The sequence below is a fragment of the Planktothrix sp. FACHB-1365 genome (assembly GCF_014697575.1).
GTDB lineage: Bacteria > Cyanobacteriota > Cyanobacteriia > Cyanobacteriales > Microcoleaceae > Planktothrix.
The window spans coordinates 12,456-27,124 of record NZ_JACJSC010000003.1 but is presented as its reverse complement, the minus strand read 5'-3'; the positions used below and the strand labels follow the sequence as shown (position 1 = coordinate 27,124).

General features: G+C 38.8%; 13 protein-coding genes. 9 read left to right on the top strand and 4 right to left on the bottom strand.

Annotated features, from left to right (window positions below):
* Positions 1-12: 12 nt before the first annotated feature.
* Positions 13-930: a ChaN family lipoprotein gene (locus H6G57_RS06060; protein ID WP_190516886.1), complete on the top strand. Its 918-nt coding sequence runs from the start codon at positions 13-15 to the stop codon at positions 928-930.
* Between the two features lie 80 nt (positions 931-1,010).
* Here H6G57_RS06060 and H6G57_RS06055 read toward each other — a convergent pair whose 3' ends face one another.
* Positions 1,011-1,946, bottom strand: coding sequence for a serine hydrolase (locus H6G57_RS06055; RefSeq protein WP_190516885.1), 936 nt, complete (start codon positions 1,944-1,946; stop codon positions 1,011-1,013).
* Positions 1,947-2,018: 72 nt separating this feature from the next.
* On the opposite strand from H6G57_RS06055, the gene H6G57_RS06050 reads away from it, so the two are divergent.
* Entirely contained in the window at positions 2,019-2,759 is a 741-nt protein-coding gene (locus tag H6G57_RS06050) for a C40 family peptidase (protein WP_190516884.1), read from the top strand.
* 1 nt (position 2,760) lies between these two features.
* Positions 2,761-3,771: a lysylphosphatidylglycerol synthase transmembrane domain-containing protein gene (locus H6G57_RS06045; RefSeq protein WP_190516882.1), complete on the top strand. Its 1,011-nt coding sequence runs from the start codon at positions 2,761-2,763 to the stop codon at positions 3,769-3,771.
* Positions 3,772-3,810: 39 nt separating this feature from the next.
* Here the strand turns inward: H6G57_RS06045 and H6G57_RS06040 are convergent, their stop codons facing one another.
* Both H6G57_RS06040 and H6G57_RS06035 read right to left on the bottom strand, forming a co-directional pair.
* The gene (locus H6G57_RS06040) at positions 3,811-4,494 is read right to left on the bottom strand and encodes an N-acetylmannosamine-6-phosphate 2-epimerase (RefSeq protein ID WP_190516880.1); all 684 of its coding nucleotides are present in this window, start codon (positions 4,492-4,494) and stop codon (positions 3,811-3,813) included.
* Positions 4,495-4,533: 39 nt separating this feature from the next.
* On the bottom strand, positions 4,534-6,414 hold the full coding sequence (locus tag H6G57_RS06035; protein ID WP_190516878.1) for an ATP-binding protein: 1,881 nt from the start codon (positions 6,412-6,414) through the stop codon (positions 4,534-4,536).
* Positions 6,415-6,585: 171 nt separating this feature from the next.
* On the opposite strand from H6G57_RS06035, the gene H6G57_RS06030 reads away from it, so the two are divergent.
* Positions 6,586-7,884, top strand: a complete 1,299-nt coding sequence (locus tag H6G57_RS06030) for a hypothetical protein (protein WP_190516877.1) — start codon at positions 6,586-6,588, stop codon at positions 7,882-7,884.
* A gap of 2 nt (positions 7,885-7,886) precedes the next feature.
* Here the strand turns inward: H6G57_RS06030 and sbcD are convergent, their stop codons facing one another.
* Complete coding sequence (gene sbcD / locus H6G57_RS06025; protein ID WP_190516875.1) at positions 7,887-9,113, bottom strand: exonuclease subunit SbcD; 1,227 nt, start codon at positions 9,111-9,113, stop codon at positions 7,887-7,889.
* A gap of 354 nt (positions 9,114-9,467) precedes the next feature.
* On the opposite strand from sbcD, the gene mgtE reads away from it, so the two are divergent.
* The 5 genes from mgtE (at position 9,468) to gvpN (ending at position 14,661) form a co-directional block, all read left to right on the top strand.
* Positions 9,468-10,871 (top strand): magnesium transporter, encoded by a 1,404-nt coding sequence (gene mgtE / locus H6G57_RS06020; RefSeq protein ID WP_190516873.1) that lies wholly within the window; start codon positions 9,468-9,470, stop codon positions 10,869-10,871.
* A gap of 96 nt (positions 10,872-10,967) precedes the next feature.
* A complete protein-coding gene (locus H6G57_RS06015) occupies positions 10,968-11,612 on the top strand; it encodes a hypothetical protein (protein WP_190516871.1) in 645 nt (214 codons plus the stop codon).
* Between the two features lie 687 nt (positions 11,613-12,299).
* Complete coding sequence (gene gvpA / locus H6G57_RS06010) at positions 12,300-12,515, top strand: gas vesicle structural protein GvpA (RefSeq protein WP_002735503.1); 216 nt, start codon at positions 12,300-12,302, stop codon at positions 12,513-12,515.
* Between the two features lie 214 nt (positions 12,516-12,729).
* A complete protein-coding gene (gvpC, locus tag H6G57_RS06005; RefSeq protein ID WP_190516869.1) occupies positions 12,730-13,116 on the top strand; it encodes a gas vesicle protein GvpC in 387 nt (128 codons plus the stop codon).
* 399 nt (positions 13,117-13,515) lie between these two features.
* A complete protein-coding gene (gene gvpN / locus H6G57_RS06000; RefSeq protein ID WP_190516867.1) occupies positions 13,516-14,661 on the top strand; it encodes a gas vesicle protein GvpN in 1,146 nt (381 codons plus the stop codon).
* Positions 14,662-14,669 lie beyond the last annotated feature (8 nt).

Here is a 14,669-nt window from a genome sequence, read left to right as displayed (position 1 = left end):
TCAACTATTGTTATGAAAATTTGTTTATTTAAACCTGCTTTAAGTTATTCTTTGGGAGTTTTATTAGGGTGTGGCTTTCCAACTTTAACTCAACAAGGCTTGGCAACACCGTTATCAGAATCTTCGGCAATTTTTAATCAAAATAATCGTAATAATTTGATTAAAAAGCTTACCGAAACGGATATTATTTATTTAGGAGAAACCCACAATAATGTTAAAGATCATCAAGCTCAATTGCAATTAATTCAAGCTTTATTTCAACAAAATCCTAAAATCGCGATCGCAATGGAGATGTTTCAACGTCCCTATCAAAATATTTTAGATCAATATTTAACAGGAGAAATAACAGAATCTCAATTAATAGAACAAAGCCAATATCATCAACGTTGGGGGTTTCCTTGGGAAAATTATGCTGAAATTGTACGATTTGCTCAACAGCAGAAAATTCCGATTTTAGCGATTAATACCCCCACAGAAATCACCCGCAAAGTCGCACGAGAAGGGTTAGAAAGATTAACAAAATCTGAACAACAATATATTCCGCCTTTGTCGGAAATTGATCTCAATCCTTCTGAATATCGAGAAATGTTATTGAAGATTTACCAACAACATCATCAAGGAAATCACGGTAACAGTGAGAATTTTGAGCGATTTTTCCAAGCTCAAATTTTATGGGATGAAACCATGGCAGATGCGATCGCAAATTTTGTTAAAAATAACCCAGATTTTCAGGTCATTGTCTTAGCAGGTCAAGGTCATATTGTTTATGGCTATGGAATCCCAAACCGGGTAAAAAGGCGGTTCATTGATCATCCTTTGATTCAAAAATCTATCCTATTTCAATCTCAAGATGAAGAGTTTCTGCTTTCAGAGGATTCAGCAATTGCTGATTTTATTTGGCAACATGAGGCAAATTTTATACAACAGTAAGCCATCCTAACAATTCCTCTGTTTGATGACCCATTGCTCATTTAGGAACAACAGAAACATTAAAAGATTACTGAGTTGCTTTAAAGGGTTTTAATTGCTTCTACAACCTTTTGGGAAATAAAAGGTAAGAGTTCTTGATTTTTACTTTGAGCTTTTCCTTCTGTAAATACCACTAATATAGAGGGTCGAGCAGAAGGAAGTTCAATATAAGCAGCATCATGACGAACTTGGCTAGTATGACCTGCTTTTGACCACAATTTTGCCGTTTTCGGGAGTCCACCACCCAAAAAACCCGTAACTTGATTTTCTGGATTTTCTGCTAACTCTTTGGGGTCAAGACTGCGTTTAATTAATTTCATCATCAGACCCGAAGCCATAGAAGAAACCGCAACACCCCCGATAATACTATGCAATAATCTTGCTGTTGCATTTGTGGTTAACATATTGCGATTTTCCATTAATTCTCCTAAAAAAATTCGTTCCCGACCATAGGCCCCATCACACCACGTTTTTTGATTAACATTAATCGATTCAAATTCCGGCCAGTTCAGGGTTTTCAGATAACGGTTAACCAAATTGCGTTGACTTTTCCACGTTTCAAACGGCCCTGTAGGTAATTCGGGGCCACTGGTGGTTCCCGTTAACACATCAACGACTAAACTGGTGGCATCATGACTCGAATCAATCATCATATCTCTCGTCGCCCGTTCTAATTCTGGGGTTGTTCGTAACATCCCCTTCTCTTTCCATTCAAAAACAGCTAATAAATAAAACAATTTGACAATACTAGCGGGATAAATTCGTTCAATTCCCCGATAATGAAATCCACGAACAGGATATTTCCAAAACTCTTCCGGGGTTAAGGCTCCTCCGGTATTGACCGAAATGGGGGGGTCATAAACTAACCAGGTCATGGCGAGTTGATTTTCCGCTACAGATGGAAATTGTGTGCGCGTTGCATCTATAATGCCTTTGCCGAGGGTTTCTAATTGGTCATCGAAATGGAAAAAAGTCATTGTTGTTGATGGTTGAGGGTTAACGGTTAATGGTTGGTTGTGGATGTGTATTTTTCTATCGACTCATCTATCATGGTTGAATGTTTATCAGATTCGATTGAGTATATCTGTAGAGAGAATTTAGATCTCTATGATTCGAGCGAGTGCAAAACTTTAGCGACGCAAGCGAGAAAAGGACGTCATTTACGTTGGCTTCCTGAACCCCAAAATCAGATTAATCGTTCAATGAGTATTTTAGTACAACTCTGCGAAGACGATTATACGGCTTGGTTAGGCACGGGTGATCAAAACCATTTAGAGATTGCGACTCAACCTTATCACGCCCCGGTTTTCTCCGAAGCTGAAATTCAAGCCGCCATTCCCCAGGTTATTGAGTTTACTCAAGCTGCAATGGAAACCCCCAATTATTATCTGTGGGGAGGGACAGTCGGCCCTGATTATGATTGTTCGGGTTTAATGCAAGCTGCATTTGCTTCGGTGGGAATTTGGATACCCAGAGATGCGTATCAACAGGAAGCCTTTACACAACCGATAACCTTCCATCGAGACCCTTTAGATTTTTCTAGTCTTCTCCCTGGGGATTTGATCTTTTTTGGAACGCCCCAAAAAGCCACCCACGTTGGATTGTACCTGACAGAAGGACAATATATTCATAGTTCGGGGCGTGAACACGGTCGAAATGGAATTAAAATAGATGTCTTATTACCAGAAGGGGATGCCTGTATTCAGTATTATTTTCAACAGTTGCGAGGGGTAGGACGAGTCATTTCTAGTTATCAACCTACTGCTTCAACTCACTCATTAGGACTCTAAAATGCAACCCACAAAACTTAAAATTCAGCAGCCCAACTCAGATGGAGAACTTCAAACCTCCGGTGGTTTCCTCAAGCCGATAAAAATCATCCTCGGTTTTGTTAAGCCGTATTTAAAATGGATGATTGTAGGCGGAACCTTATTTTTCTTGGCTGCAAATTTTAGAAAGTATTGGCAAGAAATTTCAGAAATTGAGATTACCTCAACAGGCTGGATGTATCTTGCCGTAGCTCTTGTGGTAACGCTTTTTGCTCATACTTGGTCAGCTTGGGTGTGGTTAGGAATTGTCAAAGAGTTTAAGCAACCTGTTAGACCTCGTTGGGGATTACAACTTTATTTAATTACTAATATTGCTAAATATTTGCCGGGGAATATTTGGCATTTTTATGGGCGAATTGTGGCAATGAAGGATTCTGGTATTGCCCTAGAAGCTGCTGCTTTAAGTGTATTATTAGAACCCTTAATGATGGCAACGGCAGCATTAGGAGTGGCTTTAGTTAGCTATCGTAGTCCCTATTGGATCTTACAAATTCTAGCTTTAATTGCTCTGGGTATTGGGATTCATCCTATTATTTTAAACCCGATTCTGAGATTTTTAGAAAAGTCAAAATTTAAAAATAAACTTTCTGAATTTCCTGAACAACCCTCTTGTCAATTAGACCATTACCCCTTCAGACCTTTGTTGGGAGAAGTGGGGTTTATTTTATTAAGATGGTCGGGGTTTATGTTTGTTTTATTAGCTTTCCAGAGCGTACATTTTAATCAAATTTCGTTGTTATTGGGAGCTTATAGTTTTTCTTGGTTATTAGGGTTATTAATTCCCGGCGCACCGGGAGGATTAGGGGTTTTTGAAGCAACGGCTTTAGCCTTATTGAGTCACCAATTTTCAGCCCCGATTTTATTAAGTGTCATCGCTTTTTATCGATTAGTCAGTATTATCGCTGAAACCCTAGGAGCATTATTGGCTAAATTAGATCAACGATTTTTAGATCATTCTCACCCCATACAATAAATTGTTGGCTCTATTCCCCTTTTCCTATTCCCGATTCCCTTATGCAGAAACCGCTTTTTGATACGCTTGAACTAACAGATCAATTCCGGTAATAGCGCCCCCAACAACGACGGCATAAGCACCTAAATCTAAGGCTTGTTTCGCCATTTCTGGGGAAGAAATTCCCCCTTCACAAATCACCGGAACTTGTAACTGATTGACCATTTGAGTTAATAATTCAAAGCTGGGAGGTGATTGATGTTGGGTGGCTTGGGTATAACCATATAATGTTGTTCCAACACAATCTGCACCTGCGTCTGCGGCGATTTTAGCGGCTTCTAAACTATCCACATCCGCCATCACTAATTTCCCTAATTCTTGATGGATTTTAGGAATTAAATTCCGAACAGTTTCTCCTTGGGGACGTTCTCGCAATGTCGCATCAATGGCAATAATATCAGCCCCAGATTTAGCAACGGCGACAGCATCTTCAAATCGAGGGGTAATATACACTTCAAACCCTGGAATTTGTTGTTTCCATAAGCCGATTATCGGTTGAGAAACCTGTTGACGGACAGCTTCAATATGAGTGGGGGTATCAATTCTCACCCCCACAGCACCTCGATTAATGGCTGCTTTCGCCATGGCTGAAATCACAATCGGATGATGCAAAGGGGAATCAACAGGCGCTTGACAGGATACAATTAATCCCTGTTTTAAGGGTAACAAAATTTCTGATTTCATGGTTAAAGGTGAACAGTAAAGGGTAAAATGGGTTAAGATTTAATTCATTTTTAAGGCTATCATTTTATTGAGTAATTCGTCAGGTTGAATCGGTTTAACTAAACAATCATAATATTCAAAGGATAGGTTAACTTTGGACTCAAGAAAGCAGCTTTCATAGGTTAAGGCTAAAATTTTAATTTTTTGGGTTTGGGGTTGATGATGAAGTTGATTGAGAATTTCATGGCTGAATTGTCCCGGTAAATTCAGGTCAATAATGATAGCATCTGGTTGTAACAGTTCAATTTGTTTAACGGCGGTAAATCCTTCCATTAACCAAACCACTTGATATCCAGAGGCGGTTAATAAATCACAAATTAAAGTGGCGGTTTCTTCATCCCGTTCAATTAAAACACACTTGCGACGAGGAGAATTAAGATACACTGAAGGCAGAGAAGTTTTAAACGGAGATTCCGTAATTTCACCTTGAGGTTTTTGAGACATTAAAGGTAAAGCAGGTAAGTGTACGGTAAAGATAGAACCTACTCCAGTGGTTGATTGAACATGAATCACACCTCCATGTAATTCTACTAATTGTTTTGTTAAGGCTAATCCTAACCCTGTCCCTTCATACTGACGGTCATAAGCGGAATTTAACTGCTGAAATTTTTCAAATAATAAGGGCATTTTATCATCAGGAATTCCAATTCCCGTGTCTTCAATTTGCAAAATAGCGATATTATTGTCCACCTTAAGTTTCAAGGTAACTCGACCGCCATCCGGGGTAAATTTGATGGCATTTTCTAATAAATTAAAGATAATTTTCCGAATCCGTTCCTGATCTCCTGTAAATCGGTTTTGGTGTGGTTTTATTTTAACATCACTGGTGAGATTGATCTGATGATTTTGAGCTTTTTCTTGAAAAGAATTTAGACTTTGATGGACTAATTTAGACCAAGAAAATTCACTAATCTGGAGGACAGTTTTTCCGGCTTCTACTTCGGATAAATCTAAAATATCATTAATCAGTCCCAGTAACTTTTCGCCACTATCATGAATTGTTTTTAAATACCGTTGCTGCTTATCAAGGGGCATTTTTTGATTGGCTTGTTGTTCTCCAGAGTAGCGTAATAATGTTTCTGAAATGCCAATCACGCAAGTTAAGGGGGTGCGTAATTCATGACTCATGGTGGCTAAAAATTGGCTTTTCGCTCGGTTGGCAGATTGTGCTCCTAATAAAGCATCATGCAGGGCTTGTGTTCGTTCTCGGACTCGTTGTTCTAGGGTTTGTTTTTGTTGTTGAAGTTGGGCGTAGAGTTGGGCTTGGTGAATCGCAATGGATAAATGTTGGGTAATTTTTTTTAAAAATCGTTTTTCCATTGTTTTCCACTGGCGGGGTTTGAGACATTGATGAGCAATTAATAAACCCCAAAGGTTGTCTTGAACCACAATGGGAACAATGATGAGAGATTGAACTTGAAATTGTTTTAAAAATTCAATAAAACAGGGAGTGTGAGCATAGTCATGTTCTACATTAGAAACGGATTTAATAAAACCTTGACGATATTTATCTAAAAAACTACACTCTTGTTTAAAACAATGCTGATCTTCTGATAAATTTAAAACGGAAAGAATCTCCTGAGAAGAGCGATCTTCATAGGTCACTTTTCCACAGGCATATCCTGGGACATTTTTACCCAAGAACTGGGATGATTGTTCTAAGGTTCGTTCTCCTCCCCCGTCTAATTCAGGGGCTTCTACCGTTGACAGGTATTCTAGCTCAAATTGATAAATGAGCAACCGATCAACCGATAAAAATTGTCGCAACTGTTTAACCGCAGTTGACAAAATCACCGATAAATCCAAGCTCTGACGAATCTGAGTCGTGACTTGATTCAGAAGTCGTTCTTGTTGAAGCTGCTGGTATAAGGCATCGTCCACAGGCTTATATAACCGTCACTCTAAAGAATAGGGGGGAGGAAGAAAAAACAAAAAGGTTGTAGCCATTTTTGTAGCTATTTGTGAGTTTACGGTTCTAAGATGGACAGAACAGTCTTACCTCATCAGTATGATCTTGGAAGAAACCCTGTTTGCGTTGAACCGCCAAAATGAATGAGCAGCCAATCTCCCATCACTTTTGATTCTACCTTAGCTTCTGTCCTTTCTTATGACTTTACCGTCAGTTCTAGCACTTTAGGCCAGAGTGTGGCTAAGAAGTTTGCCCAAAACCCCGATTTACCGGGCGTGATTATTATGGATAACCGCCACTTCTTGGGAATGATTTCACGGGCGAAGTTTCGAGAACAAGTGAATACTACCCAGCGAGAAAATTTGTATTTCAATCAACCGATTCAAATGCTGCTCGATTATCTGAGGATTCCCGCCTTGTTGCTGGATCAAAATTGTAAAATTGGAGATGCTGTCAATAGTGCCTTGAATCGCTCTAAAGAATTAATTTATGAGCCGATTGTTGTTATTTTTGATAATCAATTTTATCGGATTCTGGATATTCAAACTTTATTGTTGGCTCAAAATCAACTCTTAAATCATGCTCAAAGTTTGATTCAGCAGCAACAATCCCAAGTTGAACAATCTTTTCAAATCATTGAAACTGAAAAAAGAAAGTTAAAAAAATATACAAAATATTATCAAAATCAACAAGAAGTAATCAAAAAAAATTATGGTGATTTTTTAAAAATTAAGCAACAGGAAATTTTTGAAACTGCACAAAAAATTACGGAGATTAATGAGGATTTTTTACAATTAAGTCAGCTAGTGATTGGAGAAACTAACAAATCTTTTCATTCAATTTATGTTAGTACAAATTCTATCCATGCTAATACAAGTCATGTTCAAAGGATTAGTGAATCTATTTCTAATGATTTAGAATCTATTCACTCGGCGTGTAATTTAATTGCTAAGATTCTTCAACAAATTCGTCATTTAGCAGTACAAGCCTCTATTATTGCTCATCAATCTCAAACTCCTTCCCAAGGATTTAGTCGGATTAATTTAGAAATCAATCAACTGCTCAATCAAATTTTAAATGTCAATCAGCAGATGAATAAAGTAGCAAATCATTTTAGATTTCATTCTCAAAAACTTCAAGATATTGCTGAAAATGACGCTGAGATTGCTCGTTCTATTCTCTCAAAGTTAGAACGGGCAGAATTGGTTGTTAAGGAATTAGAGAGACTGATTGATAATTATGATCCGAATTTAATTATTTTAATTGTAGAACAAGCTAAAAATATGAGTCCTGAGTTGATTCCTTCTTTGATTTCTAAAATCGAAAAATTAGCCCTCACCCCAGAAGAGAATCCTAGTTCAGAGTCAAATCCGCAGCATTTAATTGGCTTAATTGAACGGACGTTGCAACAACGGAATCATAATTCTCCCCCTGAATCTTGATTCTATTTTTCTCCCGCTAACAACAGTTGAGCAGCTTCCATCATTTCAGATTGAAATCCTTGCAAATCTTCTCGACTGGTTAAATAGGTTTTTAAAGCATCTAACGGTTCCAGACTACTCCCTTGTGTTCCTAATTGCGGTAAACGGGGTCGAGCTAACTGACTGACTAATTCCGGTTGAATAGTATAGGTATGGGCACTCCTTAAAAGATCATGTAATTCGGCGGTATTAATTAAATCCAATTGCTCTGAACGCAGTTGATAAATTAAACGCACAACAGCTGCTTCAATTTTATGTTTTTGAATGGCTTTTATTACCATTTGTTGAGGATCATCGCTTTTAGATAGATCAACTTTAATCGTACAAAAAGCACGAGCGGGTAAAGCACAAAACTCCCATTTAACTTTCCCTTTTTCGAGTTCAATTAATACAAATCCTTTCTCTTCTTTTTCTTCGCTAAAATCAACCCGTTCAATACTTCCAGGATAAATAACAGGTGGATCATTGGTGCGGTTAAGATTTTGATGTTTATGGACATGACCTAGGGCGACATATTCAAAACAAGAGCGAGTTAAGAGGGAAAGCGGGATATTAAATCCTTTACCAACGGCTAAAAATCTTTCGGCTCCTAAATTCGCTCTCTCAACCATTAAATGTCCTAATAAAATTGTGGGTAATTCTGGATTTAAACTCCGAATTTCTCCTTCTAAAACAACGGTTAAACGGTCAATTAACAGTTGATTAACGGCTTCTAAAGACAGTTTTTCGGTTTCAGGGCGAGTTAATAATGTTGAGCGGGTTAACCAAGGTAAAGTAATAATTTGAATGGCTCCATTTCGGGTTTGAATGGTATGGGTTTCTAAGCTATCCCCCACAACAAATCCGGGAACCCCTAAGGTGCGATAAATTCCTAAACTGGCTCCCCCTTGTCCTTGGGAATGTTGATCATGATTTCCCACTAATAAAACCGTGGGAATTTCTGCATCTACTAACCGCCGAAATTGAGCCGCAAAAGCTTGTTTAACATAAGGAGCAGGGGTGGCATCAGGAAAGGCATCTCCCCCAAATAAAACTAAATCAACGGGTTCTGCGATCGCTCGATCAATACAACGTCCCAAGGTAGCGATAAAATCCTCTAATCTGCTATTTAACCCCGTTTCAGGATTAATTCGACCATGGGAAAAACTACTCCCTAAATGAATATCCGAAAGATGCAAAATTTTAATCATTGCTGAGTTTATCTAACAGGATTCATTTTAGTATAATCTAAACCAGACAATTCGTTGTTGGGCTTCAGCCTTTATCTTTAACCCAAAAGGGAAACAACAAATCAACGTTTAATTGTAACTTGATGGAAAACGATCAACTTGCTCTATAATCAATTCATCAACACCCAGATTAGATACCTTTCAAAATTTAGGATTTCATCAAAATCGAGTTAATTTAGCACAGACAGAATTATTGATACATTTCTAATTCCCTGTTCGGTGTTCGGTGTTCGGTGTTTTTGATTTAGAGGGTGAAGGTTCACCTTAAGCCTTTAGACTTGATCTGGATGCAGAACTGTTTTAGGAGGGCTGCCTTTGACTGAAGCCAATCAATCCATACCCCCAACCTCAACCATCTCTCGTAAAGAGTTACGCGAGTTGGTGCGGACGCAACTACAAGTGTTACTGGAGCTCGGAGACTTAACAGCCGCCAAAAGCATCCTGAAGCCTGTACAACCGGCGGATATCGCCGAGGCTATCGAAGGTTTACCCGAAACCATGCAGGTGATTGCTTTTCGGTTATTACCCAAAGATGAGGCCATCGAAGTCTACGAACAACTCGACTCCAGCGTTCAACAGTCTCTCTGCGAAAAATTCAAGCGCCAAGAAGTCATCGACATTGTAGATAAAATGTCACCCGATGACCGAGCGCGTTTATTTGAGGAGTTACCCGCCTCCGTCGTGCGGCGAATTGTTGCCGAATTAAGCCCCACAGAACGTCAATCAACGGCGTTGTTATTGGGATATGAAGCGGGAACCGCCGGACGAATTATGACCCCGGAGTATGTTTCCCTGAAAGAATATTTTACGGTCAGTCAAAGTTTAGAACGAATTCGCAGTTTAGCCCATGTCACAGAAACGATTTATTCTCTGTATGTGACCGACTCAGATCGGCGGTTATTAGGGATTTTATCGTTGCGGGATTTAGTCACCGCCCAACTAGAACAAACCGTCGGTGAAATTATGAATCAGGATATTGTTTCTGTGCAAACGGACACCGATCAAGAGGAAGTGGCGGATATTATTCAACGGTACGATTTTTTAGCAATTCCAGTGGTAGATAGTGAACGGCGATTAGTGGGGATTATTACCGTTGATGATGTGTTAGATATTATTCAACAGGAAGCCACAAAAGATATTTATGCTTTGGGGGGGGTGCAAACCGATGGCGATAATTATTTTCAGGCAAATTTGCTAACAATCGCCCGCAGACGGGTGGTTTGGTTATTAGTTTTACTCTTAACAAATAGTGTCACGGGTTCAATTTTGAAAATGCAACAGGATCTGTTACATCAGGTGGTGGCACTGTCGTTTTTTATTCCCTTACTGACGGGAACAGGAGGCAATGTGGGGGCGCAATCGTCTACTGTTGTGATTCGGGGGATGAATACCGATGAAATCCGGGCAATGGGGCCATTACAAGTCATTATCCGCGAGGGATTAGCGGGAGCATTATTAGGTTCAATCTTAGGAATTTTAGCTACAATTTGGGCAAATACATTTGTTGTCCAAGGCAATTTATCTGTTGCTGTGGCGGTGGGAGTTAGTTTAGTTGCGATTTCCATCTTAGCTTCGGTGGCGGGTTCTTCTTTGCCCTTTTTATTCCGTTCATTAGGATTAGATCCGGCTTTAATGTCAGCACCGTTTATTACCACGGCTGTTGATGTTTTAGGGGTGTTAATTTATTTTAATTTAGCTCGATTGATTTTGCAAATTTAGGGGAGGTGATTATCGGGATTGTTACTTTTAAAGCAGCGTCCACGATTCTCCTTCTTTACCAGAAGCCTTTATTTAACTTCACTTGAGAGTATTAATATGCTGAATCATAAACGATGGCCTGAAATCGTAGAATTAATTTTGATTATTGCTGCAATTATTGGTTCTTTTAGCCTTCTCACCGGACAACCCATAACTTATGCAGTGATTCCGGGATCTTTAGCTTTAGGATTGAATTGGTTGAATCGTCAATTATTGGCTCAACAAACTCGGAAAAGTGCTACCCATACAAAAAGCTTAGTTCAGCAACATCAAGCGGATTTAGATCAATTAATGGATCAATTAAAAAATACAATTAATACTTTAAATATTTCTTCAGGGCTGGCTTTTACTCCGAATCCTCAATTAACTCAGGAATTACAATCTTTAATGATCGTGATTCAAAATCTATTAGAACGTCAAAATTTATTAGAAAAAACCTTAACCATGATGCAATCGGAGTTAGAAGTTATTGTCCAAACGTTCCAAAAACGCCCTGAATTAGAACAAATCAACAGTTTAACCCATGTCATTGTCGATCTTCAACAATTTATTAATCAATTACCTCAATGGGGAAATTTACAACAACACCAAATGAATGAACTGCATCAAAAAGTAGAACAATCTCTACAACAACTTTCGGCAGAACTCGCTAAAATTCCCCAGCAAATTGAACAGGAAGTTAAGCGACAAGTCAATTCATAACGGGAGTCAAAAGTCAAGAGTTCACGTTTGTTGCATTATTAAATGGTTGAGTATCCTTTGTCTTCTGCCTTCTCATTATATTAGATCATTGGCATTCCACCCAAAGAAGAGGCTGTTTCAAGCGATAAGATCTCCGTACTACCTTAAGTGTACATCCGTATATTTACGGTTGTATCCGTATATTTACGGTTGTATTCATCTAAACTCTCAAATCAATTCTTGGTGGTGTAAGTATTGCCAGGGAATTCAAGACTTCTGACTTAACCCTTGAAAATACCTAAAACCCTAGCACTGTAAGGAGTTTCAATTCGGGTAGTATTCATATTGAGAGGAAGAAATTTATATAAAAAGTTGCATTTTTAATGAATGTTAACTGATCTCAGACAAAAATTCTACCCTGATCCTAATCAAAGTATTGATGTTCGATCAATTTTCTTGACCGTAATTTCTCTTATGTTTAATCAAAATATCCGTAATTGTACCAAAATAAACTTTACATTATTACATAATGCCCGAAAAACCTTTTGAAAAAACCAAAATGAGCTTTACATTATTTAACAAAAAACTTTTGTAAAAGTGTTGACAAATTTGAAAAATTATTGATATGATTCAAAGTGTCAGGGAGAGGTGAAAGACTTCTTAACCCCAGACAAAATAAACAACAATGAGTAATAAAGGTACAAAACCATGGCTGTCGAAAAAACAAATTCTTCCTCTAGTTTAGCTGAAGTTATTGATCGCATTCTTGATAAAGGGATTGTTATTGATGCTTGGGCTCGTGTCTCTCTTGTGGGAATTGAACTGTTAGCAATTGAAGCCCGCGTCGTTATCGCTTCTGTTGAAACCTACCTGAAATATGCTGAAGCCGTTGGTCTGACTCAATCTGCTGCGGTTCCTGCCTAAGATTAATAATAGATTCTTCAATCTTATGGTTGAGGAATCTTCAAGTTCTCAACAAGTGTCTGCTTTTCTTTTATCCCCTTACCTTCGTAAAGACTCCATAGGATGAGGGAGCGGGAAAAGCAGGTATTTGTACTGTTTAACCCCAGTCAGTCGCTGTCAACATTCGGCTGGTGAGTGGGGTTAGTCATGATTTAGTGTTATTGAGGAAAACCCCATGACTGCTCTCATGGAAAAATTCCGACAGGAGCGTTTATCTGTTGTAGAAGAAGTGGCTGAACTCCGCCAAGAGACTCAAGCTTTTCTGTCGGCTACCCAAGTTAAAAGACAACAACAAGCTGAAGAGCAAGCGATTTCCCTGCGTCAATTTCACAAAAAATTGAAACAAGAAAATCGGGTGTTTTTAACAGCTATCCAAAAAGAACGTCTGTCTCAAGCCAAGAAACAAGCGATTTCTCTAAGTCAATTCCACAAAAAATTGAAACAAGAAAATCGGGTGTTTTTAACAGCTATCCAAAAAGAACGTCTAGCTCAAGCGAAGCAGCAAAAACAAGATTTGCGCCAATTTCGCCAAGAGTTGTCTATCTATGTTTTTGGAAAATAATTCTCCTGGTTTGTTTTAACCAAGCTCAAAGACTAGGATAAAAAAACCCCTCTAGTCGCTTTTTATCGAGCCAAACTAGAGGGTTATCATTAAAATACAACAATGAGTTTTAGGTTTTCAACCTGGTATGACTAATCCTACTTCTTTTGAGATCCAAAACTCAACCTAGAAGTAGAACTCCTGTCCTAGCGGATACAGGATTCCTGAAAACTAAGGGCTAGTTACCTCTTACCCTTAGCAGGCAATAACGGTTAGTCTTACCGCTAACAGATTTGCAAGAATTGTAGCTTTGGTAACTATATATAACTGTATTTACAAAATAGCACATTTGTTTGCAATTTGTCAACTTTCTTCATCAAACTTCTCAAAAAATTTATTGACGTTTACTAGATTTCAACCATGACAGTTGCTGAACCTCAAACAAGAAGATCCGTCCTCCGCGTTCGCCCTGGTCAATTTGTCGTCACACCTTCAATTCATCAAATTACAACCCGGGCTTTACGTTACCTGCACTCTGGTTTTTCCATTCATCTGCGTGGCCCTGCCGGAACCGGAAAAACCACACTAGCCATGCACCTGGCCAATTGTTTAGCTAGACCCGTCATGCTAATTTTCGGAGATGATGACTTCACCAGTTCCGATTTAATTGGCTCTCAGTCAGGTTATACCCACAAAAAACTGATGGATAACTATATCCACAGCGTTCTCAAAGTTGAGGACGAGCTCAAACATAATTGGGTGGATTCTCGATTGACGATGGCCTGTCGAGAAGGATTTACGTTAGTTTATGATGAATTTAACCGTTCTCGACCCGAAGTCAACAACGTTTTACTCTCCGCCTTAGAAGAAAAAATTCTAACCCTGCCGCCCACTAGCAATCAACCCGATTACCTGCAAGTCCATTCTCAGTTTCGGGCAATTTTTACCTCTAACCCGGAAGAATATTGTGGCGTTCATGCTACCCAAGATGCCTTAATGGATCGGTTGGTAACCATTAATATGCCAGAACCGGATGAACTGACTCAGACTGAAATTCTCGCCCAAAAAACGGGTATTTCTCGAGAAGATGCGTTATTTATTGTCAACCTCGTCAAAACTTTCCGTCTGAAAACTACGGCTGAAAAAACATCAGGTTTGCGTTCTTGTTTAATGATTGCCAAAGTCTGCGCCGAACACGAGATTGTTGCCACCCCCAATCACGCAGATTTCCGCGATATTTGTGCAGATGTTCTCTTATCACGGACTAATTTACCCATCGATCAATCGACAACTATTTTATGGGAAATTCTTAACGAGAATCCAACAGAATCCTTACCTGTTGTAGAAGAAACGGGTAGTCCAAATGCCAGTGCGTTACCTCCTGATGCTTTAAAGGAACATGAACAGAAAATTTATAATTATTTGCAGCAAACCCGCAAAGCCAGCTTTCATGAAATTTACAAAACTTTAAACCTCAAGCAAAATCAAGCAGAAAAAGCTGTTCGTTCTTTACTGCAAAAGAAATTGTTGAAACAACAAGACCAGTTTTATATTCTTTTTGAGTGAAACCAACC